Genomic DNA, 18,397 nt, shown 5'->3' with positions numbered 1-18,397 from the left:
CGGGGGTCAAGCCGAACGGCCCGGGAACACGGGCGAATTGGGCGCCGCCGCGCGTCGCTTGACGCGGTTCGGCCGCGCTCCTTAGCGTGTCCACAGATGTGAATCACGTCCACGGATGCATCAGCCGCTATCCGTCCGGTGCGTCTCCGGACCGCCCCGCACCCCGAGGAGAGCCCATGCCCGCACCCCGCACCGTCCTGCTCACCGGCGCCGCCGGCGGGCTCGGCACCCTGATGCGCGGGCTGCTCCCGGCGTACGGATACCGGCTCAGACTCCTGGACATGGCGCCGATCCCCGGCGAACCGGATGCGATCACCGCCGACCTGGCGGACAAGGACGCGCTGCGCGGGGCCGTCCGCGGGGCCGACGCGGTCCTCCACCTCGCGGGAATCTCCCTCGAAGCGTCCTTCGACAAGATCCTTCGCGCCAACATCGAAGGCACGTACAACCTCTACGAGGCGGCGCGCGAGGAAGGCGTGCGGCGGGTCGTGTTCGCCTCCTCCAACCATGCGGTCGGCTTCACCCCCCGCCCGCGGGGCACCGACCCGCTGATTCCGGTCGCGACCCCGCACCGCCCCGACACCTTCTACGGCCTGTCCAAGGCGTTCGGTGAGGATCTCGCGCAGCTGTACTGGGACAAGCACGGCCTGGAGACCGTCTCGGTCCGCATCGGATCCTGCTTCGCCGAGCCGGCCTCCGTACGGATGCTGTCGATCTGGCTGAGTCCGGAGGACGGGGCCCGGCTCTTCCACGCCGCGCTCACCGCCGAGCGGGTCGGGCACAGCGTGGTGTACGGATCCTCCGCGAACACCCGCCTGTGGTGGGACCTCTCGTCGGCGCGGGCGCTGGGTTACGAGCCGCGGGACGACTCCGAGCGGTACGCGGCCGCGCTCGTCGCCGCACAGGGCGAACTCGACCCGGACAGGCCCGAGCACGCCCGTCTCGGCGGTCACTTCGTCACGGAGCCGCCGATCTGGCCGCGCTGACGGGCGCGGGCCACGACATTCGGCCGAGGTTCAAGGAACCGTAAAGCGGCGCCGCTCGTTTCCGGGGCATGACCGCAATGACCCCCGGCTCGAACCTCCCGCTCCCGACCGCCCGCGTGACGGTCGACGTCACCGCCCCCGTGCGGCTCGACGTCTCGGGCCTGCTGCTCACCGCCGATGGCAAGGTGCGCTCGGACGACGACTTCATCTTCTACAACCAGCCGCAGGGCCCCGGTGTCACCCACCGCTCCGGCGGCGGCACCGCGCCCGACGCGATCACGGTGGACACGTCGGCGGTGCCGCCGGGCATCGAGAAGATCGTGGTGACCGCGAGTCCGGACGCGGAGGGCCAGACCTTCCGGGGCATCGAGCCCACCGCCACCCTGCGCAGCGCGGACGACGGCGGCGTGATCGCCTCCTTCACGCCGCCCCAACTGGGCAGCGAGACGGCGCTGGTGGTCATGGAGATCTATCTGCGCGGCGGTGCGTGGAAGGCCCGCGCGGTGGGCCAGGGATACGCCAACGGCCTGGCCGGGATCGCCACCGACTTCGGCGTCACCGTCGAAGAGCCCGCCGCGCCCGCCGCCGCGCCCCCCGTGCCGTCCGCCCCTCCGGCCGACCCGCGCGTCGCCGCGCCGGCGCCGCAGACCCCGGCCGCTCCTGCCGCGCCCGCCGCTCCCCCGTCGCCTCCCGCGGGCAGCGGGAAGATCAACCTGGACAAGGGCCGCGTCAGCCTCCAGAAGAACCAGACGGTGTCCCTGGTCAAGGGCGGCCGCCCGCTGCTGACCCAGGTCAAGATGGGGCTCGGCTGGGAGCCGGCCTTCCGCGGCAAGGACATCGACCTGGACGCATCGGTGATCGCCTTCGGGCCGCAGCGCAACCATCTGGACACCTGCTACTTCGGCAAGCTCTCCATCCTGGACGGCGCCATCAAGCACTCGGGCGACAACCTGACGGGCGAGGGCGCGGGCGACGACGAGGTGATCGTGGTCGACCTGGGCCGCATCCCCGCCGAGGCCACCGGGCTCGTCTTCACCGTCAACTCCTTCACGGGCCAGAAGTTCACCGAGGTCGCCAAGGCGTACTGCCGCCTGATCGACGCGGCGAGCGGCGCCGAGCTGGTGCGGTTCGACCTGACGGGGGCGGAGCCGCAGACGGGGGTCATCATGGCCAAACTGATCAAGCAGTTCAGCGGCGAGTGGGAGATGACCGGCGTCGGGTCCTTCGTGAAGTCCCGCACGGCACGCGGCATGGTCAAGCCGTCGGCGGAGGCGCTGTAGCCCCCTCCCTCACACCGGGGTCGCTGTGGGAACCCAACAACAGTCCCCGGACAAATCGCTGTGTCCGCGCCCTCCCGGCGGGCCGCTCCCGCTGGCAGGGTCGAGGCATGAGCGATCTTGGAGAAGTACTCGTCACCGGCCTCGGCGCGATCACCCCGCTCGGCGCGAACACCTCCGCCACCTGGGATGGCATGCGGGCGGGAGCGTCCGGGGCCGGGCCGATCGAGGAGGAGTGGGCGGCCGGGCTGCCGGTCCGGGTGACCGCCGCCCTGCCCGTCGACCCGGTCTCCCTGCTGGCCCGCGTCGAGGCCCGCAAGCTTGATCGTTGTGAACAACTCGCGATGATCGCCTCGCGGGAGGCGTGGCGGGACGCGGGCAGCCCGGAGGTGGCGCCCGAGCGGCTCGCCGTGGTGATCGGCACCGGCACCGGGGGCGTGCTGACCACGCTGGGCCAGGACGACACGTTCGAGCGGAGCGGAGCCCGCAGGCTCTCCCCGTTCGCCGTGCCGATGCTCATGCCGAACGGGCCCGCGGCCTGGGTCTCCATGGAACTCGGCGCGCAGGGCGGGGCCCGCACCCCGGTCAGCGCCTGTGCGTCCGGCGCCGAGGCGATCGCGATGGGCCTCGACCTGATCCGCGCGGGGCGGGCCGACGTGGTCGTGGCCGGTGGCACCGAGGCCTGTCTGCACCCGTTCACGATCGCCGCGTTCGCGCAGATGAAGGCGCTGTCGACCGAGGGCGGTGACCCCAGGGCCGTGTCCCGTCCGTTCGACGCGGACCGCAGCGGTTTCGTGATGGGCGAGGGCGCGGGTCTCCTCGTCCTTGAGCGCGCCGGGTTCGCGCGGGCCCGGCGGGCGCGGGTGTACGGGTCGGTGGCCGGGGCGGCCGTCACGTCCAGCGCGGACCACATCACCGCATCGGACGTGGACGGTCAGGTCCGGGCCATCGAATCGGCCCTGCGGAACGCCGAGTTGGCCCCTTCCGACATCGGCGTGGTGCACGCCCACGCGACCTCCACGCCCTCGGGCGACCTGGCCGAGGCCGAGGCGGTGGCCAAGGCGCTCGGCACGCATCCCGTGGTCACGGCCACCAAGTCGATGACCGGGCACATGCTGGGCGCCTCCGGCGCGGTGGGCGCGATCGCGACCCTGCTCGCGCTGCGGGACGGCACCGTGCCGGCGACCCGCAACCTGGACCGTCTCGACCCGGCGGTCTCCCTCGACGTGGTCGCCGGGGAGAACCGCTCGGGGTCCTGGGACGCGGCTCTCGCCAATTCCTTCGGATTCGGCGGCCACAACGTGAGCCTGGTCCTGGCACGCGCCTGACGGCGTCTCGGCGTCTCGGCGTCTCGGCGTCTCGGCGTCTCGGCGTCTCGGCGTCTCGGCGTCAGGCGCGCGGCCACGGCCAGGTGGCCGAGTGTCCCGCTTCGAGCAGCGGCACCATGCGGAAGGCGGCGTCGGTGAGGCCCGCGAAGACATGACGGTTGTCGGTGCCCGAGGGACCGTGCCCCGCCCGGTACCCCGCGAGGTTCCAGGTGTAGACGGGCACCTGCGCGGGGACCTGCGCCGCCGGGGTGCCGTGGCGGTGGTACGCGATCTGCTCGTCCGTCACGATCAGCACCCGGTCGTGGCCCCGGTAGTGCTTGCGGACCGCCTCCGTCGTGTTGGTGCCGCCCAGGTCGCCGAACCGGCCGAGGATCTTCAGGACGGACTCGCCCGCCCGGTACGACACCGGAGCGCTGTCGGAGCCGAACTGCACGAGGTCCGCCGAGTCGGCGCGCAGCGCGAGGGCCGTGCCGAAGACCGCGGCGGCGTCGGCACGGTTGAGCTGGGAGCGCTCCGAGAGCGGCGACCACATCGAGCCCGAGCGGTCGACCAGGATCAGGGTGCGGCCGCCGAGCGCGGGCACGTTGGCGAGACAGTGGCCGAGCGCCCGCTCCAGCGGGTACGCCCAGCGCAGCGACGGCGCGTGCCGGTACGCCGCGAGGTAGCGGAACGGGAACTGCCGTGACCGCGCGACGGCTTCGGGGTCGCAGAGCTTGGCCGCCACCCGCGCTGCCACCTCGTCCGAGACGCCCGCCTCGTCGAAGTTGCGCAGGTTGCGTATGAGCGCCATCGGCCCCATCGACGGGATGACCGCCTCCCAGGCCGCCTTGTCCATCGGCCCCTGGAGCCAGCCCGCGAGCGCCTCCCACGTCAGGCCCGCCTCGGAGAGCCGCTCGGCGGCGTCGGGGGCGAGCACGACCGCGCGGCGCTCCTCGACCGGCACCGCCATCAGCGCCCGGTGCGCGTTCAGGACCCGGTCGCCGGCGGGCGGCCGCGCCGTGCCGGGGTTGTGCCGGCGGTCGAGCGCGTACCGGAACAGCTCGCCCTGCCACGGCTTGTCCGGATCGGGCGCCGCGTGCACCAGGTTGAGGATGTCGCCGAACCGGTACCCCTTCGACGCGGTGTCGTACTTGAGGAGCGCCTTGCCGCTGTAGAGGCGGCGCACGGCGTCGGCGATCCCGCGCTTCACGGGCTTGGGAACGGTGCGGCCGTACGTCGAGGTCCAGTATCCGAGCAGCTCGCCGGGTTCGTCGGGGCGCTGCAGCACCGACGCGACGACCTGCCGGTTGGCGGGGCCGGTCTGGACACCCGCGTCGAGGCGCGCCTTGACGTACTCGGCGGCGCCGACGATCGAGGCGGTACGCATGCCGCCCTCGCCGCGCAGCCAGCCGAGCAGGCCCGCGGTCCACTCGGCGTCCTCGACGGCGAGCCGGCGCACGAGCGCGGCGAACCGGTCGTCGCGGTCGGCACCGCTCTCGTAGAACGTCCGCTGGGCGACGAAGTTGGCGACGGCGAGCAGGAAGAGCTCCGACTTGGCGTCGCGCAGGTGGCCGGGGCCGCCCTCGTGGGTGCGGGCGACGGCGCCGGTGGTCGCCACCGGCGACGAGGCGGGCGCCTTGACGGCGCGCGTGTTGAACCGAGCCATGGTGAATGGCCTCCCGAGATCAGAGTCGGCAACGGCGGTTTTCGCTGAAGAAGGAGCCGTGGCCTGCGCACCGGGAGGTGCACGAACGAATGAAGTGTGGGTGTCCAGAGATCAGGGCGGCGGAACCGACAGTTGGTGCTCTGTCCCCTGAGCTACACCGGCACGTGATGCCGGCGGCGGGATTCGAACCCGCGACCTCCCCATTAGCAGTGGAAGTAGGTCCTGCCTGCGCACCTGGACAAGAACGACCATAGGCGCGGGGCGCGGGGGCGCGCCAAGTGTTTTCCGTGGGCGCCGGTAAATTGACGGTGCGTCAAGTGACGATGCGCCAGGTAACGGTGCGCCAGATACGCCACCGCCCGGCGGCCGTGTGGCCACCGGGCGGTTCGCGGCGGTGCGAGGTCGTAGCACGGGTGCGGGCGCGGTTCGGGTGCGGCCGCGGTTCGGGTGCGGCCGCGGTTCGGGTGCGGCCGCGGTTCGGCGCGGTCAGGCGCGGGAGCGGGCCTTGAAGGCAGCCTTGCGCGCTTCCTTGGCGGTGGACTTGTCGGGGTGGAGGCGTCCCATCGCCTCCAGGACGTCGGCGGTCGCCGGGTGCTCCACCCGCCAGGCCGCGTCGAAGAACCCGCTGTGCTGGCCGACGAGACCCTCGACGAGTTCCTGGAGCTCCTCCAGGTCGCCCTCGACGGCCAGTTGGGCGGCGATGGTGTCGATGGCCAGCCAGAAGATCATCGTCTCGGAGGGCGGCGGCACATCGGGGGCGCCGCGCTCGGCGAGCCAGACCCGGGCGAGGCCGCCCAGTTCGGGGCCGGGCAGCACCTCGCGCACGGCGGGCTCCGCGGCGGCCCCCGTCAGGGCGAGCGCCTGCTGGCAGTGGAGCCTGCGCAGCGGGCCGCCCGCATCGCCGCCCCGGGCCGCGGCGAGCAACTCTCGTGCCGCCTGCGCCGGTTCACGCCGGGACAGCCACTGCTCGGTCTCGGCGCGGGCCGACAGTTCGGGGAAGTAGGCGATGCCGTCGAGCAGCGCGTCCGCGCCCTTGTCCGCCAGGTCGCCGACGGCGGGGGCGTCCACGCCCGCCTCCAGCATCCGGGCGCGCACGCCGTACAGACCGAGCGGGGTCAGCCGGACCATTCCGTAGCGGGAGACGTCCTCGTCGTCCACCGGCGGGGCGGGCTCGTCGCCCACCTCGGCCATCAGGGCCTCGTCGACGGGCTCGTACTCGACCAGTCCGATCGGCTCCAGGAGCCGGAACTGGTCGTCGAGGCGCATCATCGCGTCGGAGACCTGCTCCAGGATGTCGTCGGTGGGCTCCCCCATGTCGTCGGGGACGATCATCGAGGCGGCGAGCGCGGGCAGCGGCACGGGGCCTTCGGGAGTGCCGCCCTCGCTGACCGTCAGCAGGTACAGGTTGCCGAGCACGCCCTCCAGGAACTCGGCCTCCTCCTCCGGGTCCCATTCGAGGCGCTCGAAGTCGATCTCGCCGTCCTCGCCGACCAGGTCCGCGAAGTCGTCGATCATCGGGGCGGTGGCGTCGGCGAAGACCACGTCGAAGGCGTCGGCCCAGATCGCGAGGACGTCCTGGGGCGAGCCGGAGGTGAGAACGGCCAGGTTGTCGCCCGTGGAGGCAGTGCCCTCGGCGTCCTCGTCCTCGGGGCCCTCGGCGTCCTCGATGTCGACGAGCCCAGTGTCGACCGCGACCCGCCAGGCCTCGCTCGCGTAGGCCGGGCCGTCCTGGTCGTCGCCCAGGCCGAGTTCGGCGGCGGCCGCGGGCAGCTGCTCCTCGACGAGTTCGCCGCCGGCCCCGACCCGGGTTTCGGGTCCGGCCCAGCGGGCGAGCCGCGCCGCACGGGCGAGCAGCGGGGCGGACAGCGCGTCCCGCGCCAGCTCCGCCTCGGAGTTCAGCCGTACCGGCGGCAGGGTGGGGCGGTCTCCGGACATCTGGGGGTACTCCTCGGCCGTACGGTCTGGGGGCTCTGGTCGCGCTGGATCAGCGAGGGGCGAGCGGCACCCAGCGTAGACGTATTTCACCGGGTTTCGTTGCGCCGGCCGTACACACCCGGCGCCCGCACCACCCGGGGCGCCCGGCCGCGCCCGTTCCCGCGCCGCTCCCCCGAACGTTCATCTACTCGTCGGTAATCGACCACTCGCAAACCCTTGACAACTCCCCACCCCAGCCAAGAGATTGACGCGCGTAGAACCGTACCGCCGCACGCACCGTTTTTCCCTCATCGCCCCCATCACCCTCGGAGTACGTGAATGCCCGTTCCCAGAACCGCCGCCGTGTCCGCCGTGGTCGCCGCCGCGCTCGCCGCCGGCCTGGTCTGCGCCGCCTCCTCCCAGGCGGCCCCCGCAGCGCCCGTGCAGGCGAAGATCCACGACATCCAGGGCACCACCCGGATATCCCCGCTGGCGGGCCAGCAGGTCACCGGCGTGACCGGTGTCGTCACCGGGGTGCGCGCCTATGGTTCCTCCAAGGGCTTCTGGTTCCAGGACACCGCCCCCGACAAGGACCCGGCCACCAGCGAGGGCGTCTTCGTCTTCACGAGCTCCAACCCGACGGTCGCCGTGGGCGACGCGGTGGAGGTCTCCGCCACCGTCACCGAGTACGTCCCCGGCGGTCCGGCCTCGGGCAACCAGTCGGTCACCGAGCTGTCCAAGCCGACCGTGACGGTCCTCTCCTCGGGCAACGCGGTGCCCGCCCCGGTCGTCATCACCTCCCGCTCGGTGCCCGACCGCTACACGCCGAACGGCGACCCGGCGGCCGGCAACAGCGTCAACGGTCTGGCCCTGCGGCCGAAGAAGTACGCCACGGACTACTACGAGTCCCTTGAGGGCATGAACGTCCGCATCGGCACCTCGCGGGTGGTCGGCGCCACCGACCCGTACTCCGAGCTGTGGGTCACGGTGAAGCCGCAGGAGAACCGGACGGCGCGCGGCGGCTCGCTGTACTCCTCGTACAACGACCAGAACACCGGGCGCCTCCAGATCCAGAGCCTGATCCCGACGGCGCAGCAGGCCTTCCCCACCGCGAACGTGGGCGACACCCTGACCGGGACCACCGAAGGCCCCCTGGACTTCAACCAGTTCGGCGGCTACACCATCACCGCGCGCACGCTCGGCACGGTCAAGGACAACGGTCTCAAGCGCGAGGTCACCCGCAAGCAGCGCACCGGCGAGCTGGCGGTGGCCACGTACAACGTGGAGAACTTGGACCCGACCGACCCGCAGTCGAAGTTCGACGCGCTGGCGCAGGGTGTGGTGACCAACCTCGCCTCGCCGGACATCGTGGCCCTGGAGGAGATCCAGGACAACAACGGTGCGAAGAACGACGGCACGGTGGACGCGTCGGCGACCGTGAAGAAGTTCACGGACGCGATCGTCGCGGCGGGCGGCCCGGCCTACGAGTGGCGTTCGATCGACCCGGAGAGCAACAAGGACGGCGGCGAGCCCGGCGGCAACATCCGCCAGGGCTTCCTGTTCAACCCGGCGCGGGTCTCCTTCACCGACCGTCCCGGCGGCGACTACAAGACCGCCGTCGGCGTCACCGGGACCAAGGGCCACCCGGCCCTGACCCTCTCCCCCGGCCGGATCGACCCGGCCAACGCGGCGTGGGGGGACAGCCGCAAGCCGCTGGCCGGCGAGTTCGTGTTCAAGGGGAAGACGGTCTTCGTGATCGCCAACCACTTCGCGTCGAAGGGCGGCGACGAGGGCCTGGTCTCGCAGCACCAGCCGGTGCCGCGCTCCTCGGAGGCCAAGCGGCTCCAGCAGGCGCAGGCCGTCAACGCCTTCGTGAAGCAGCTGCTCGCGGTCGACAAGCACGCGGACGTCCTGGCCGTCGGCGACATCAACGACTTCGACTTCTCGGGCACGACCAAGGCCCTGGAGGAGGGCGGCGCGCTGCGCTCGGCCTACCGCACGCTGCCCGGGAAGGAGCGCTACTCCTACGTCTACCAGGGCAACACCCAGGTCCTCGACCAGGTCCTGACCAGCCCCGCGATCCGTGGCTTCGACTACGACAGCGTGCACATCAACGCCGAGTTCGCGAACCAGACCAGCGACCACGACCCGCAGATCATCCGCTTCCACCCGTAGCGGTACGCGCTCGGGCGGGCGGTCGTCACGTCTCACGACGACCGCCCGCCCGAGCCGGGATGGGGGCAACTCCCGCTGTCCGATCCGGTGTTGCTAGCGTCCGGGTCCATGACGATCAAGAGCCCGAACGACGCCGCATCCGTGATCCCCGCCGCCCACGAGGACCTGCTGACCCGCCCCCTCTTCGTGCACCTCGCCACCATCGGCCCGGACGGCGCCCCGCACGTCAACCCCGTCTGGCAGATCTGGGACGGCGAGTTCCTGCGCTTCACCACGACCACCACGCGCCGCAAGTACAAGAACGTCGTGGCCCACCCCGAGGTGTCCGTCTCGGTCAACGACCCGGAGCGCCCCTACCGCTACCTGGAGGTCCGTGGCACGGTCGAGCGCATCGAGCCCGACCCGACCGGGGCGTTCTTCGACGTCCTGGCCCAGCGCTACGGCCTGGAGTACGAGGGCCCGCTGGACGACGCCGATCGCCGTGTCGTCCTGGTCCTGCGCCCGGAGCACACGACCAGCCAGTGAACCCGGCCCCACCTCTCTTCAGCATCCCTGCATCATCCCGGAATAAAGTCTAAGTAGACGTTAACTCTACGCCGGGGCGAAACTGCCGTATGACGACATCGAGCCCGATTCCCCGCCCGTTCGGCCGGGCGCTGTGCGCCATGGTCACGCCGTTCACCGCGTCCCGCGAACTCGACCTGGCGGCCGCGCGGGACCTGGCCGCGCGCCTGGTCGACCACGGCTGCGACGGGCTGGTCCTGAACGGCACGACCGGGGAGTCGCCGACGACCACCGACGAGGAGAAGACCGCGCTGGTACGGGCGGTGGCCGCGGAGGTGGGCGGCCGAGCGTCGGTCGTGGCGGGGGTGGGCAGCGCGTCGACCGCCCACACCGTCGCGCTGGGCCACGCGGCCGAACGGGCGGGCGCGGACGGCCTGTTGGTGGTGACCCCCTACTACAGCCGGCCCCCGCAGGCCGCCGTCGAGGCCCACTTCCGTACGGTGGCCGACGCGACCGGGCTGCCGGTGATGCTGTACGACATCCCCGGCCGCACGGGCACACGGATCGAGACCGACACGATGATGCGGCTCGCGGAGCACGAGCGGATCGTGGCGGTGAAGGACTGCGCGTACGACCTGCTCGGCTCGACCAAGGTCATGGGCCGCACGTCGCTGGCGTACTACTCCGGCTGCGAGGAGCTGAACCTGCCGCTGTACGCGGTGGGCGGGGCGGGCTGTGTGAGCACGGTGGCGAACGTGGCGCCGCGGGCCGTGCGGGCGGTGCTGGACGCGTTCGACGCGGGGGCGGTGCGTGAGGCTGCTCGCCTCAATCAACTCGCGCTGCCTCTGACCGAGTTGATGATGGCATCGGGGCTGCCGGGGGCCGTCACGGCGAAGGCGGTTCTGGGCCTTCCGGTGCGGGGGCCCTTGCAGGGGGCCGGCGAGGAGGACACGGCGCGCCTCCGGGCCGCCCTGTCCACCCTCCTGGGGTGACCCCGGACCCCCTCCCGAGCCCGGGGGGCCGGGGCTCTGCCCCACCCCCCCCGGTTTCCCCGGCCCGCCGAGTGCGATGCCACCCGCGGGCCGGCGGGGGCCGACCGCGCAGTTCCCCGCGCCCCTGGGGGGGGTGACCTTGGCAGGGTGCCCGTCTCAGGCATCCTCAGCCCATCATGGGGGTCCCCCCTGGCCCCTGAGGCCTTGGGGGACATTGAGGACGAGCGCCCTTGAGGCGCGAACCGGGGCCTGGGGCGGAGCCCCAGGGGGGTCGGCTAGTTGTGGGCGTGGAGGACCTCGTTCAGGCCACCCCACACCGCATTGTTCGGCCGCGCCTCAACCGTTCCCGTAACCGAGTTCCGCCGGAACAGGATGTTGGACGCCCCCGACAGCTCCCGCGCCTTCACGATCTGCCCGTCGGGCATGGTGACCCGCGTACCGGCCGTGACGTACAGCCCCGCCTCGACGACGCACTCGTCGCCGAGCGCGATCCCGACCCCCGCCTCCGCACCGACGAGGCACCGCTCGCCGATGACGATGCGGACGTTGCCGCCGCCCGACAGCGTGCCCATCGTGGACGCGCCGCCGCCGATGTCGGAGCCGTCGCCGACCACGACGCCGGCCGAGATGCGGCCCTCGACCATGGACGTGCCGAGCGTGCCCGCGTTGAAGTTCACGAAGCCCTCGTGCATGACGGTGGTGCCCTCGGCGAGGTGCGCGCCCAGGCGGACCCGGTCCGCGTCGGCGATGCGCACGCCCTTGGGGGCGACGTAGTCCGTCATGCGCGGGAACTTGTCGATCGACGTCACCTGGAGGTGCAGCCCCTCGGCGCGGGCGTTGAGGCGGACCGTCTCGATGTCGTCGACGGCGACCGGACCGAGCGAGGTCCAGGCCACGTTGGCGAGCAGCCCGAAGAGCCCGTCGAGGTTCTGGCCGTGCGGCTTGACGAGCCGGTGCGAGAGGAGGTGCAGACGCAGGTAGGCGTCGTGCGCGTCGAGCATCTTGGCGTCGAGCGAGGCGATGACCGTACGGACGGCGACGACCTCGACCCCGCGGCGCTCGTCCACGCCGACGGCCTTGAGCGCACCCGCGCCGAGCAGTTCGGCGGCGCGCTCGGCGGAGAGCCGCTCGGTGCCGGCCGGGCCGGGCTCGGCGACGGCCACGAGCTCGGGGGCGGGGAACCAGGTGTCCAGGACGGTGCCGTCGGCGGCGATGGTGGCGAGTCCGGCGGCCGCGGCGCCGGTCGTAGCAGTAGCAGTCGTGTCGGTCATGCCCCAAAACCTAACCGGCCACCGCCCGCCGGGGCGAACCGGTCTCACGTGACGGGCCCGTGTCCCGCCCTGCCCGACGGGCCGTGCGGCCGGCCCGCACCCGACCGGGTTCCCTATGGAAACTAACTAGGGCATCATGATTCCCGTGCGGGCCGGCCGGCCCGCACGGCGCGCCGGCCCCGAAGGGGTCGCGAAGGGATGGCCGCATGCCGCAACGCACCCGGCTCGACGACGGGCACTGTGCCATCGCCCAGGCCCTGGACGTCGTGGGCGACTGGTGGACCCTGCTGATCGTGCGCGACACCGCACGCGGCGTGCACCGCTTCGACGCCCTCCAGCGGGAGCTCGGCATGTCCCGCAAGGTACTCACCGAACGGCTGAAGCTGCTCGTGGAGTGCGGTGTCCTGACGCGCGAGCCGTACCAGGAGCGCCCGGTGCGCCACGAGTACCGGCTCACCCCGCGCGGCCGCGCCCTGCTGCCCGTACTGATCGCACTCCAGGACTGGGGAGACACCTGGGTGCTGGGAGAAGGAGAGACCATGGCCACCTCGACGGAGACCTCGGGCGAGACCGAGCGGGTGCGGGAGCTGGTCGGCACCCGGATACCGGAGCTTCAACTGATCGATTTCAACGGGGAGTCGAGGGACCCGGTCGCGTCCTCGACGCCGTACACCGTGCTGTACTGCTTCCCCGGCGCCTACGCCCGCGCCGAGTCGTACCCGCCCGGCTGGGCCGGGATTCCCGGTGCGCGCGGCTGCACCCTGGAGTCGTGCACCTTCCGGGACCAGCTCGCCGAGTTCGGCGCGGCGGGCGCGAGCGTGCACGGCGTGTCCACCCAACGCCCGGACGAGCAGAGGGCGTTCGCCGACAAGGAGGCCCTGCGCTTCCCGCTGCTCTCGGACGCCGGGCTCGACCTGACGGCGGCGCTGCGCCTGCCCACCTTCCGCACGGCGGGGACGAGCCGGCTCAAGCGGCTGACCCTGGTGGTCGACCGGGACCGTACGGTGATCGAGGCGCTCTACCCGATCACCGACGTCGAGGCGAGTGTGCACGCCGCACTCCGTGCGGTGCGCGCGGCGGGGTGAACGGGAACGGGGTGCACGGCAGCGGGTGAGCCGGCTCGGCGTCCGCCGAGCCGCGTTCGGTGCGCCGAGTTCGGCGAGCCGCGTTCGGTGCGCCGCGTTCAGTGCGCCGCGCCGCCGATGTTGAGCAGGACCACTCCGCCGATGACGAGGGCAATCCCGGCGATCTTCGCCGCGGTCATCGCCTCCCCCATGAAGACCATCCCGATGGCCGCGATGACGGCCGTCCCCACGCCCGACCAGATCGCGTACGCGGTGCCCACGGAAAGGGACTTGAGCGTCAGCGACAGCAGGTAGAAGGCGAGCAGATAGCCGGCCGCGGTGATCAGCGACGGCCAGAGCCTGGTGAAGCCCTCGCTGTACTTCAGCGCGGAGGTGGCGACGATCTCCGAGCCGATGGCACAGGCGAGCAGGACGTAGGGCATGGGGGCGAGCGTACCGCCGGGAGGGGGCGGGCTACGGTGGGGCCGATCATCAGGGGACGGGGCGTACGGCGACGTACGGGAAGAGCGAGGACGCAGTGACGCAGGACACGGGACCGGACGCCGGCGACCAGGGCGGCGGCCCCCAGGGGCCGTTGCCGGGGCCCCACCCCGCAGGGCAGGGCGCCGCACCGGGAACCCCACCGGCATGGGGGCCCGCAGGCCGGGGTGCCGCGCCGATGTGGGGGCCCGGCGGGCAGGGCGTTCCCCCCGGTCCCCCGCCGGGGTGGGGGACCGGGCTGGGGTGGCCGCTGGATGCCGCCGCCCCCGCCGCGCCCCGGCGTGATACCCCTGGGCCCGCTCGGCCTCGGCGACATACTCGGCGGCGCCTTCACGACCCTCGGCCGCCACTGGAAGCAGCTCTTCGGGATGGCTCTCGTCGCGTACGGAATCGCGGCGCTCGTCACCGGCGGGGCGTGTGCGGCCTCGATCGCCGCCGTGCACGAACACCTCGACCCCGTCTTCCGCCACCGCGAGGCGTACGAGAGCGGCCCGGCGCGCTCCGACGTCGAGCCCGTGCTGGTGGCAGGCGCCCTCACCTTCGTCGTCACACTGGCGATGTGGCTCCTCGCGATGGCGCTGATGTCCTCGGCCGCCGCGACCGTGCTCCAGGACGCGGTGCTCGGGCGGCGGACCCCCTTCGGCGCCGTGTGGCGCAGGGCATGGTCCCGCTTCCCCGCGGCGCTCGGCGCGCTGGCGCTCGCGCTGGTGATCACGATCGGCGCGACGGTCCTGTTCGCCGGGGTGATGCTGCTCCTGATCCTGTCGACGCGGGACGGCGGCACGCCGCCCTCCCTGCTGGTCCTGGCCGGCCTCGGCGTCCTCGTGCTGATCCCGTTCAACACCTGGATGGCGGTGCGCTTCGGCTTCGCCCCGGTGGCCGCGGTCCTGGAGAACCAGCGGCCCGTCCAGGCGCTGCGCCGCTCGGCCCGTCTGGTGCGGGGCACCTGGTGGCGGACGTGCGGCGTCGTGACGCTCGTCGCCCTCATCAGCATGTTCATCGGCAACCTCGCGCAGGTGCCCTTCACCTACGGCGGGGTCCTTGCCGCCATGCCGTTGCTGCTCTCCGACCCGTCGGCCGGTTCAGGGGTCGCGGCCGTCGTCATCGTGATGGTGCTGGGCCTGATCGGCATGGTGGTCAGCCAGTTCCTGTCGACCACCCTGCCCCAGCTGGCCTCGGGGCTGCTCTACATCGACCGGCGCATCCGTACCGAGGAGCTGGCGTCCGCGCTGGCCGAGGCGGCCGGTGTGCCGCCGGCGGGAGCCCCGCCGGCGGTCACCTGGTAGCGCCGGAGCGCCTGGTCAGCCGGTCACCGTGAACCAGGTGGCCCGGGACTTCTTCCACTCGGCGTGGGACAGGTCCTTGGCCTCGGTACCGTCGCCGTAGAGGTCGGCGGAGCCGTCGTCGGTGATGAACTGGGCGCGGGCGCCCGCCTGGCCGAGGTCGGGCACGTCCACCACGGCCTCCCAGCCGCCCGGGTCGCTGGTCGGCAGGTCGGCCCGCTTGAGCGGGGCGTGGCCCGCGACGCCGTCCCAGGAGTAGACCGCGTACGGGTCGGAGTTGTCGTCCGCGGCCCAAGAACCGGCGACGATCAGGTACTGGTCGGCGGCGTTCTTGCGGATGTCGCGGATGCTGAGCCCGCCGAGGTCGAGCTGGATGGCGGCGCCGAAGACCGGCTTGGCGCCGCTGCCCACCACCTTGTCCATGTTGGTGACGGGCACTATGAGCGCCTTGCCGCCGTTCACCGGCGGCACCAGCGGAGCCCGGAAGCCGATGTAGGCGGTGCTCGTGGAGCCCGGCGCGAACTCCAGGCCCTCCACGTTGAACCCGTCGATCTGCTTGGGCACCTGGCCGTCCGCGGTCGCGGCGGCGAACCCGAAGCGGTCCCCGTTGGCGTGGTCCCAGGCCACGAGATCGTCCCGCAGCTTCTTGTACGAGCCGCCGAGCGCGAGCTGGGTGGCGGCGCCCGAGCCGGTGACGGTGGTGGTGAAGACGGTGTTGCGGTCGGCCTTGTACTCGCCGTCCTTGTTGTTGCCGAGCGAGCCGGTCCAGTAGATCGTGTTGCCGACGCGGGCGGCGCCCTCGATGTCGATCTCCTTGGAGACGCCGAGCTTGGAGCTGAAGTCCCAGGTCTTCACGGGCGCCCCGGAGGCCGAACGGTCGTACAGGCGCAGCGTGTTGGACTCGTCGTCGGCGACGACGACATACCCGCCGCCCACGTCCACGGCGGCCGAGGCGTCGCTGGAGCCGGTGAAGTAGCGGGTGTCGGCGGCGTTCTGCACGGCGGCCGACGCCGCGTAGTGCAGCGTCTTGGTGGCGGTCTTGCCGCCGAGCCCGGTGACCTTGACCGTCAGGTCGGTGTAGCCGCGGGCGTGTGCGGCCACGGCCAGGCTTCGGCTCCCTCCGGTGCCGGTGACCTGGACGTCCCCGGTCCCGGCCACCGAGCTCTTGCTGCTGGCGGACGCGGCCACGGTGAGCGCCGAGGCGTCCGCCCCGCTCTGCGCGACGCTCACGGTGACCGTGGGGTCGCCGGTGGCTCCCACGGCCCCCGACAGGTAGGAGGCCGAGAGGGAGATGGTGGGGGTGCCGTAACTCGCGGCGTGCGCAGGGGTGTTCATCCCCGGCGCGGCCAGCGCGAGGACTCCGGACGCGGCCGCGAGGGCCCTGGCACGGCGGAGCGAAGGGTGGTGCGGCACGGGGATGGCCTCTCGTCGGCGGGGGTGTCGCGAGTAGGTTCCGGTCGCCCCGCCAATTGCGGGGGTACGCCACGGGTACGGCGGGCGAACGTCAGTCGATAAGGCTCCGCTTGGGCCGCAGCACACAGAATTCGTTGCCCTCGGGGTCGGCCAGCACCGTGAAGGTCACGTCCTTCCCCTGCCCCACGTCCACCCGGCGCGCCCCGAGCGCGATGATCCGCTCGACCTCGGCGGCGTGGTCGTCGGGGTTGAGGTCGATGTGCAGCCGGTTCTTGACGCTCTTGCGCTCGGGCACCGGCAGGAAGCACATGCCTGGGTACGCTGTCTCGTCCGCCCCGATGACGATCTCCTCCGGGTCCTCGAACAGCACCTTCCAGTCGAGGACTTGACACCAGAACCGGGCGAGCGCGGGCAGATCATGGGCATCGACGACAAGGTGATACATGGAAACGGCCATACCCGAAGTGTGCACCGTCCGATGAGCGGTCGCGCGCGGACCCCCCACGGCATCCGGGACGAGGCGGACCTCGCGGAGCGTCGCCTGGCCGGGGTCGCCCTCAACCCGGCCACGCCCCACGACGTACTGCTGCGGATCCTGACCGCGGGGCCGCCCGCGGCGCGCACGACCCTGTGCCGGGACCGGGCGCTGCCCGGCGCGGTGGTGGACGCGGCGGCCGGCCACCCGGACTGGCGCACCCGGGCCTTCTTCGCGACCAACCGGCACGTCGACGTGGCCGAGCGGCTGCGGCTCGTGGACGACCCCGATTGGCGCGTGCGGACACACCTCGCCGACGGCGCGCACACCGGCTTCGACGAGGAGCCCGACCCCCTGCCCGACTGGGCCGCCGCCCGCATGATCACGACGTACGAGAACGATTGCCTCGGCTCCTTCGCGTTCACGCGCCGCTTCTCGCCGCGGTTCCGCGTCTCGATGCTCGGCCACGGCGAACCGAAGGTCCGGGCCTTCGGGATCGGCATGAACGCATGGGACGGCCTGTCCGACGAACAACGGGCCACGCTGCTCACCGATCCCGACGAGGAGGTGCGCGAGCGCGCCAGGTCGGCCAAGGAGGGACACGACCGCGACCGTGATCCGGCGCGCGTGGAGGCCGAACTCCCGGAGCACGGCAGCCACTTCCGCACGCATCTCCTGCTGCACGGCGCTCTCGGCCCCGCCGTCATCGAGAGCGTGCTCGCCTCTCCCGCACGGCACGACGAGCGGCGGACGCTGGCGAACAACCGCGCTCTGCCCGCCGGCACGGTGGCCCTGCTCGCCCGCGACCCGGATCCGGCGGTGCGCCAACAGATCGCGAAACGGCCGCAGTTGGAGCCCGGCGAGCTCCGGCTCCTCACCGTCGACCCCGATCCCGGGGTGCGGCTCGCCGTGTCCTGCCATCCCGCCCTGACGGAGGAGGAGCGGGCCGCGATCGACTACGAGGTGAGCCAGGACGGGCCGTTCCCGTGCCGCATGCTGCCCAGCGCGCCGGCGGAGCCCGCGGAGTCCCGGCGCCTGGCACACTCCGGGCACCCGCTGTTGCGACGGCGTGCGGCCATGGATCCCCGCCTACCGCAGGATCTGCTGAACCTGCTGGCCGCCGACCCCGACCTCGGCGTACGCGTCCTGCTGGCGCAGAACCATCCGGACGCGCCGCCCGAGCTGCTGCTGCGCTGCTACCTGGAATACACCGGCCGGGGCCGCGAGGACCTGCCGGGCCGGGCGAACTTCCCGCGCGAGGGGCTCGCCCGGTACGCCGGTCACCGGGACCCGGCGGTACGGCTGATCGCCGCGCGCGATCCCGACGTCGCCGCCACAACCGTGGACCGGCTCACCCGGGACCCGGACGCGGACGTGCGCGACGCCTTCGCCCGCCACGCCCGCCTGCCGCTCCCCCGCCTCGCGGACCTCCTCGACGACGAGGAACTGGCCCATGCCGCGGCCGCCAACCCGTCACTCCCCGTGGCGACGATCCGGCTCCTGGCCGGCGCCCTGGGACGCGACGAGGCCCCCGGCACCAATGGCGCCGGGGGCCTCTCCTGACAACGG

The 18,397-nt window shown here is 72.6% G+C and carries 15 protein-coding genes; 9 read left to right on the top strand and 6 right to left on the bottom strand.

Annotated features, from left to right (window positions below; translation table 11 throughout):
- The first annotated feature begins 176 nt into the window (after positions 1–176).
- The 3 genes from OG432_RS27200 (at position 177) to OG432_RS27190 (ending at position 3,591) form a co-directional block, all read left to right on the top strand.
- Positions 177–986, top strand: coding sequence for an NAD-dependent epimerase/dehydratase family protein (locus OG432_RS27200; RefSeq protein ID WP_328313595.1), 810 nt, complete (start codon positions 177–179; stop codon positions 984–986).
- Positions 987–1,054: 68 nt separating this feature from the next.
- Positions 1,055–2,266, top strand: coding sequence for a TerD family protein (locus OG432_RS27195; RefSeq protein WP_328313594.1), 1,212 nt, complete (start codon positions 1,055–1,057; stop codon positions 2,264–2,266).
- 107 nt (positions 2,267–2,373) lie between these two features.
- A complete protein-coding gene (locus OG432_RS27190; RefSeq protein ID WP_328313593.1) occupies positions 2,374–3,591 on the top strand; it encodes a beta-ketoacyl-[acyl-carrier-protein] synthase family protein in 1,218 nt (405 codons plus the stop codon).
- 61 nt (positions 3,592–3,652) lie between these two features.
- On the opposite strand, the gene OG432_RS27185 is transcribed toward OG432_RS27190, so the two are convergent.
- Together OG432_RS27185 and OG432_RS27180 are read right to left on the bottom strand one after the other, a co-directional pair.
- Positions 3,653–5,236: a TROVE domain-containing protein gene (locus tag OG432_RS27185; protein ID WP_328313592.1), complete on the bottom strand. Its 1,584-nt coding sequence runs from the start codon at positions 5,234–5,236 to the stop codon at positions 3,653–3,655.
- A gap of 486 nt (positions 5,237–5,722) precedes the next feature.
- Entirely contained in the window at positions 5,723–7,171 is a 1,449-nt protein-coding gene (locus tag OG432_RS27180; RefSeq protein WP_328313591.1) for a hypothetical protein, read from the bottom strand.
- 318 nt (positions 7,172–7,489) lie between these two features.
- On the opposite strand from OG432_RS27180, the gene OG432_RS27175 reads away from it, so the two are divergent.
- The 3 genes from OG432_RS27175 (at position 7,490) to dapA (ending at position 10,821) form a co-directional block, all read left to right on the top strand.
- The gene (locus tag OG432_RS27175) at positions 7,490–9,325 is read left to right on the top strand and encodes an endonuclease/exonuclease/phosphatase family protein (protein ID WP_328313590.1); all 1,836 of its coding nucleotides are present in this window, start codon (positions 7,490–7,492) and stop codon (positions 9,323–9,325) included.
- Between the two features lie 108 nt (positions 9,326–9,433).
- Positions 9,434–9,850 carry a PPOX class F420-dependent oxidoreductase gene (locus OG432_RS27170; RefSeq protein ID WP_328313589.1) on the top strand — a complete coding sequence of 139 codons (417 nt, stop codon included), beginning with the start codon at positions 9,434–9,436 and terminating at the stop codon, positions 9,848–9,850.
- A gap of 89 nt (positions 9,851–9,939) precedes the next feature.
- Positions 9,940–10,821 carry a 4-hydroxy-tetrahydrodipicolinate synthase gene (gene dapA, locus OG432_RS27165; RefSeq protein ID WP_328313588.1) on the top strand — a complete coding sequence of 294 codons (882 nt, stop codon included), beginning with the start codon at positions 9,940–9,942 and terminating at the stop codon, positions 10,819–10,821.
- A 275-nt stretch (positions 10,822–11,096) separates the two neighbouring features.
- On the opposite strand, the gene dapD is transcribed toward dapA, so the two are convergent.
- On the bottom strand, positions 11,097–12,092 hold the full coding sequence (dapD, locus tag OG432_RS27160) for a 2,3,4,5-tetrahydropyridine-2,6-dicarboxylate N-succinyltransferase (protein ID WP_328313587.1): 996 nt from the start codon (positions 12,090–12,092) through the stop codon (positions 11,097–11,099).
- A gap of 206 nt (positions 12,093–12,298) precedes the next feature.
- Between dapD and OG432_RS27155 the strand changes: the two genes are divergently transcribed.
- Positions 12,299–13,177, top strand: a complete 879-nt coding sequence (locus OG432_RS27155; protein ID WP_328313586.1) for a winged helix-turn-helix transcriptional regulator — start codon at positions 12,299–12,301, stop codon at positions 13,175–13,177.
- Positions 13,178–13,275: 98 nt separating this feature from the next.
- On the opposite strand, the gene OG432_RS27150 is transcribed toward OG432_RS27155, so the two are convergent.
- Positions 13,276–13,599, bottom strand: a complete 324-nt coding sequence (locus OG432_RS27150; RefSeq protein WP_328313585.1) for a DMT family transporter — start codon at positions 13,597–13,599, stop codon at positions 13,276–13,278.
- 312 nt (positions 13,600–13,911) lie between these two features.
- Here OG432_RS27150 and OG432_RS27145 point away from each other — a divergent pair, with 312 nt between their 5' ends.
- Entirely contained in the window at positions 13,912–14,943 is a 1,032-nt protein-coding gene (locus tag OG432_RS27145) for a hypothetical protein (protein ID WP_328313584.1), read from the top strand.
- A gap of 15 nt (positions 14,944–14,958) precedes the next feature.
- On the opposite strand, the gene OG432_RS27140 is transcribed toward OG432_RS27145, so the two are convergent.
- Positions 14,959–16,275, bottom strand: a complete 1,317-nt coding sequence (locus tag OG432_RS27140) for a DUF3616 domain-containing protein (RefSeq protein WP_328315258.1) — start codon at positions 16,273–16,275, stop codon at positions 14,959–14,961.
- A 169-nt stretch (positions 16,276–16,444) separates the two neighbouring features.
- Complete coding sequence (locus tag OG432_RS27135; RefSeq protein ID WP_328313583.1) at positions 16,445–16,810, bottom strand: VOC family protein; 366 nt, start codon at positions 16,808–16,810, stop codon at positions 16,445–16,447.
- Positions 16,811–16,831: 21 nt separating this feature from the next.
- On the opposite strand from OG432_RS27135, the gene OG432_RS27130 reads away from it, so the two are divergent.
- Positions 16,832–18,391: a hypothetical protein gene (locus OG432_RS27130; RefSeq protein ID WP_328313582.1), complete on the top strand. Its 1,560-nt coding sequence runs from the start codon at positions 16,832–16,834 to the stop codon at positions 18,389–18,391.
- The last annotated feature ends 6 nt before the right edge of the window (positions 18,392–18,397 follow it).

Source organism: Streptomyces sp. NBC_00442 (assembly GCF_036014195.1).
Classification (GTDB): domain Bacteria; phylum Actinomycetota; class Actinomycetes; order Streptomycetales; family Streptomycetaceae; genus Streptomyces.
Note: the sequence above shows the minus strand (reverse complement) of the source record. Positions and strands in the feature narration are given on the sequence as shown.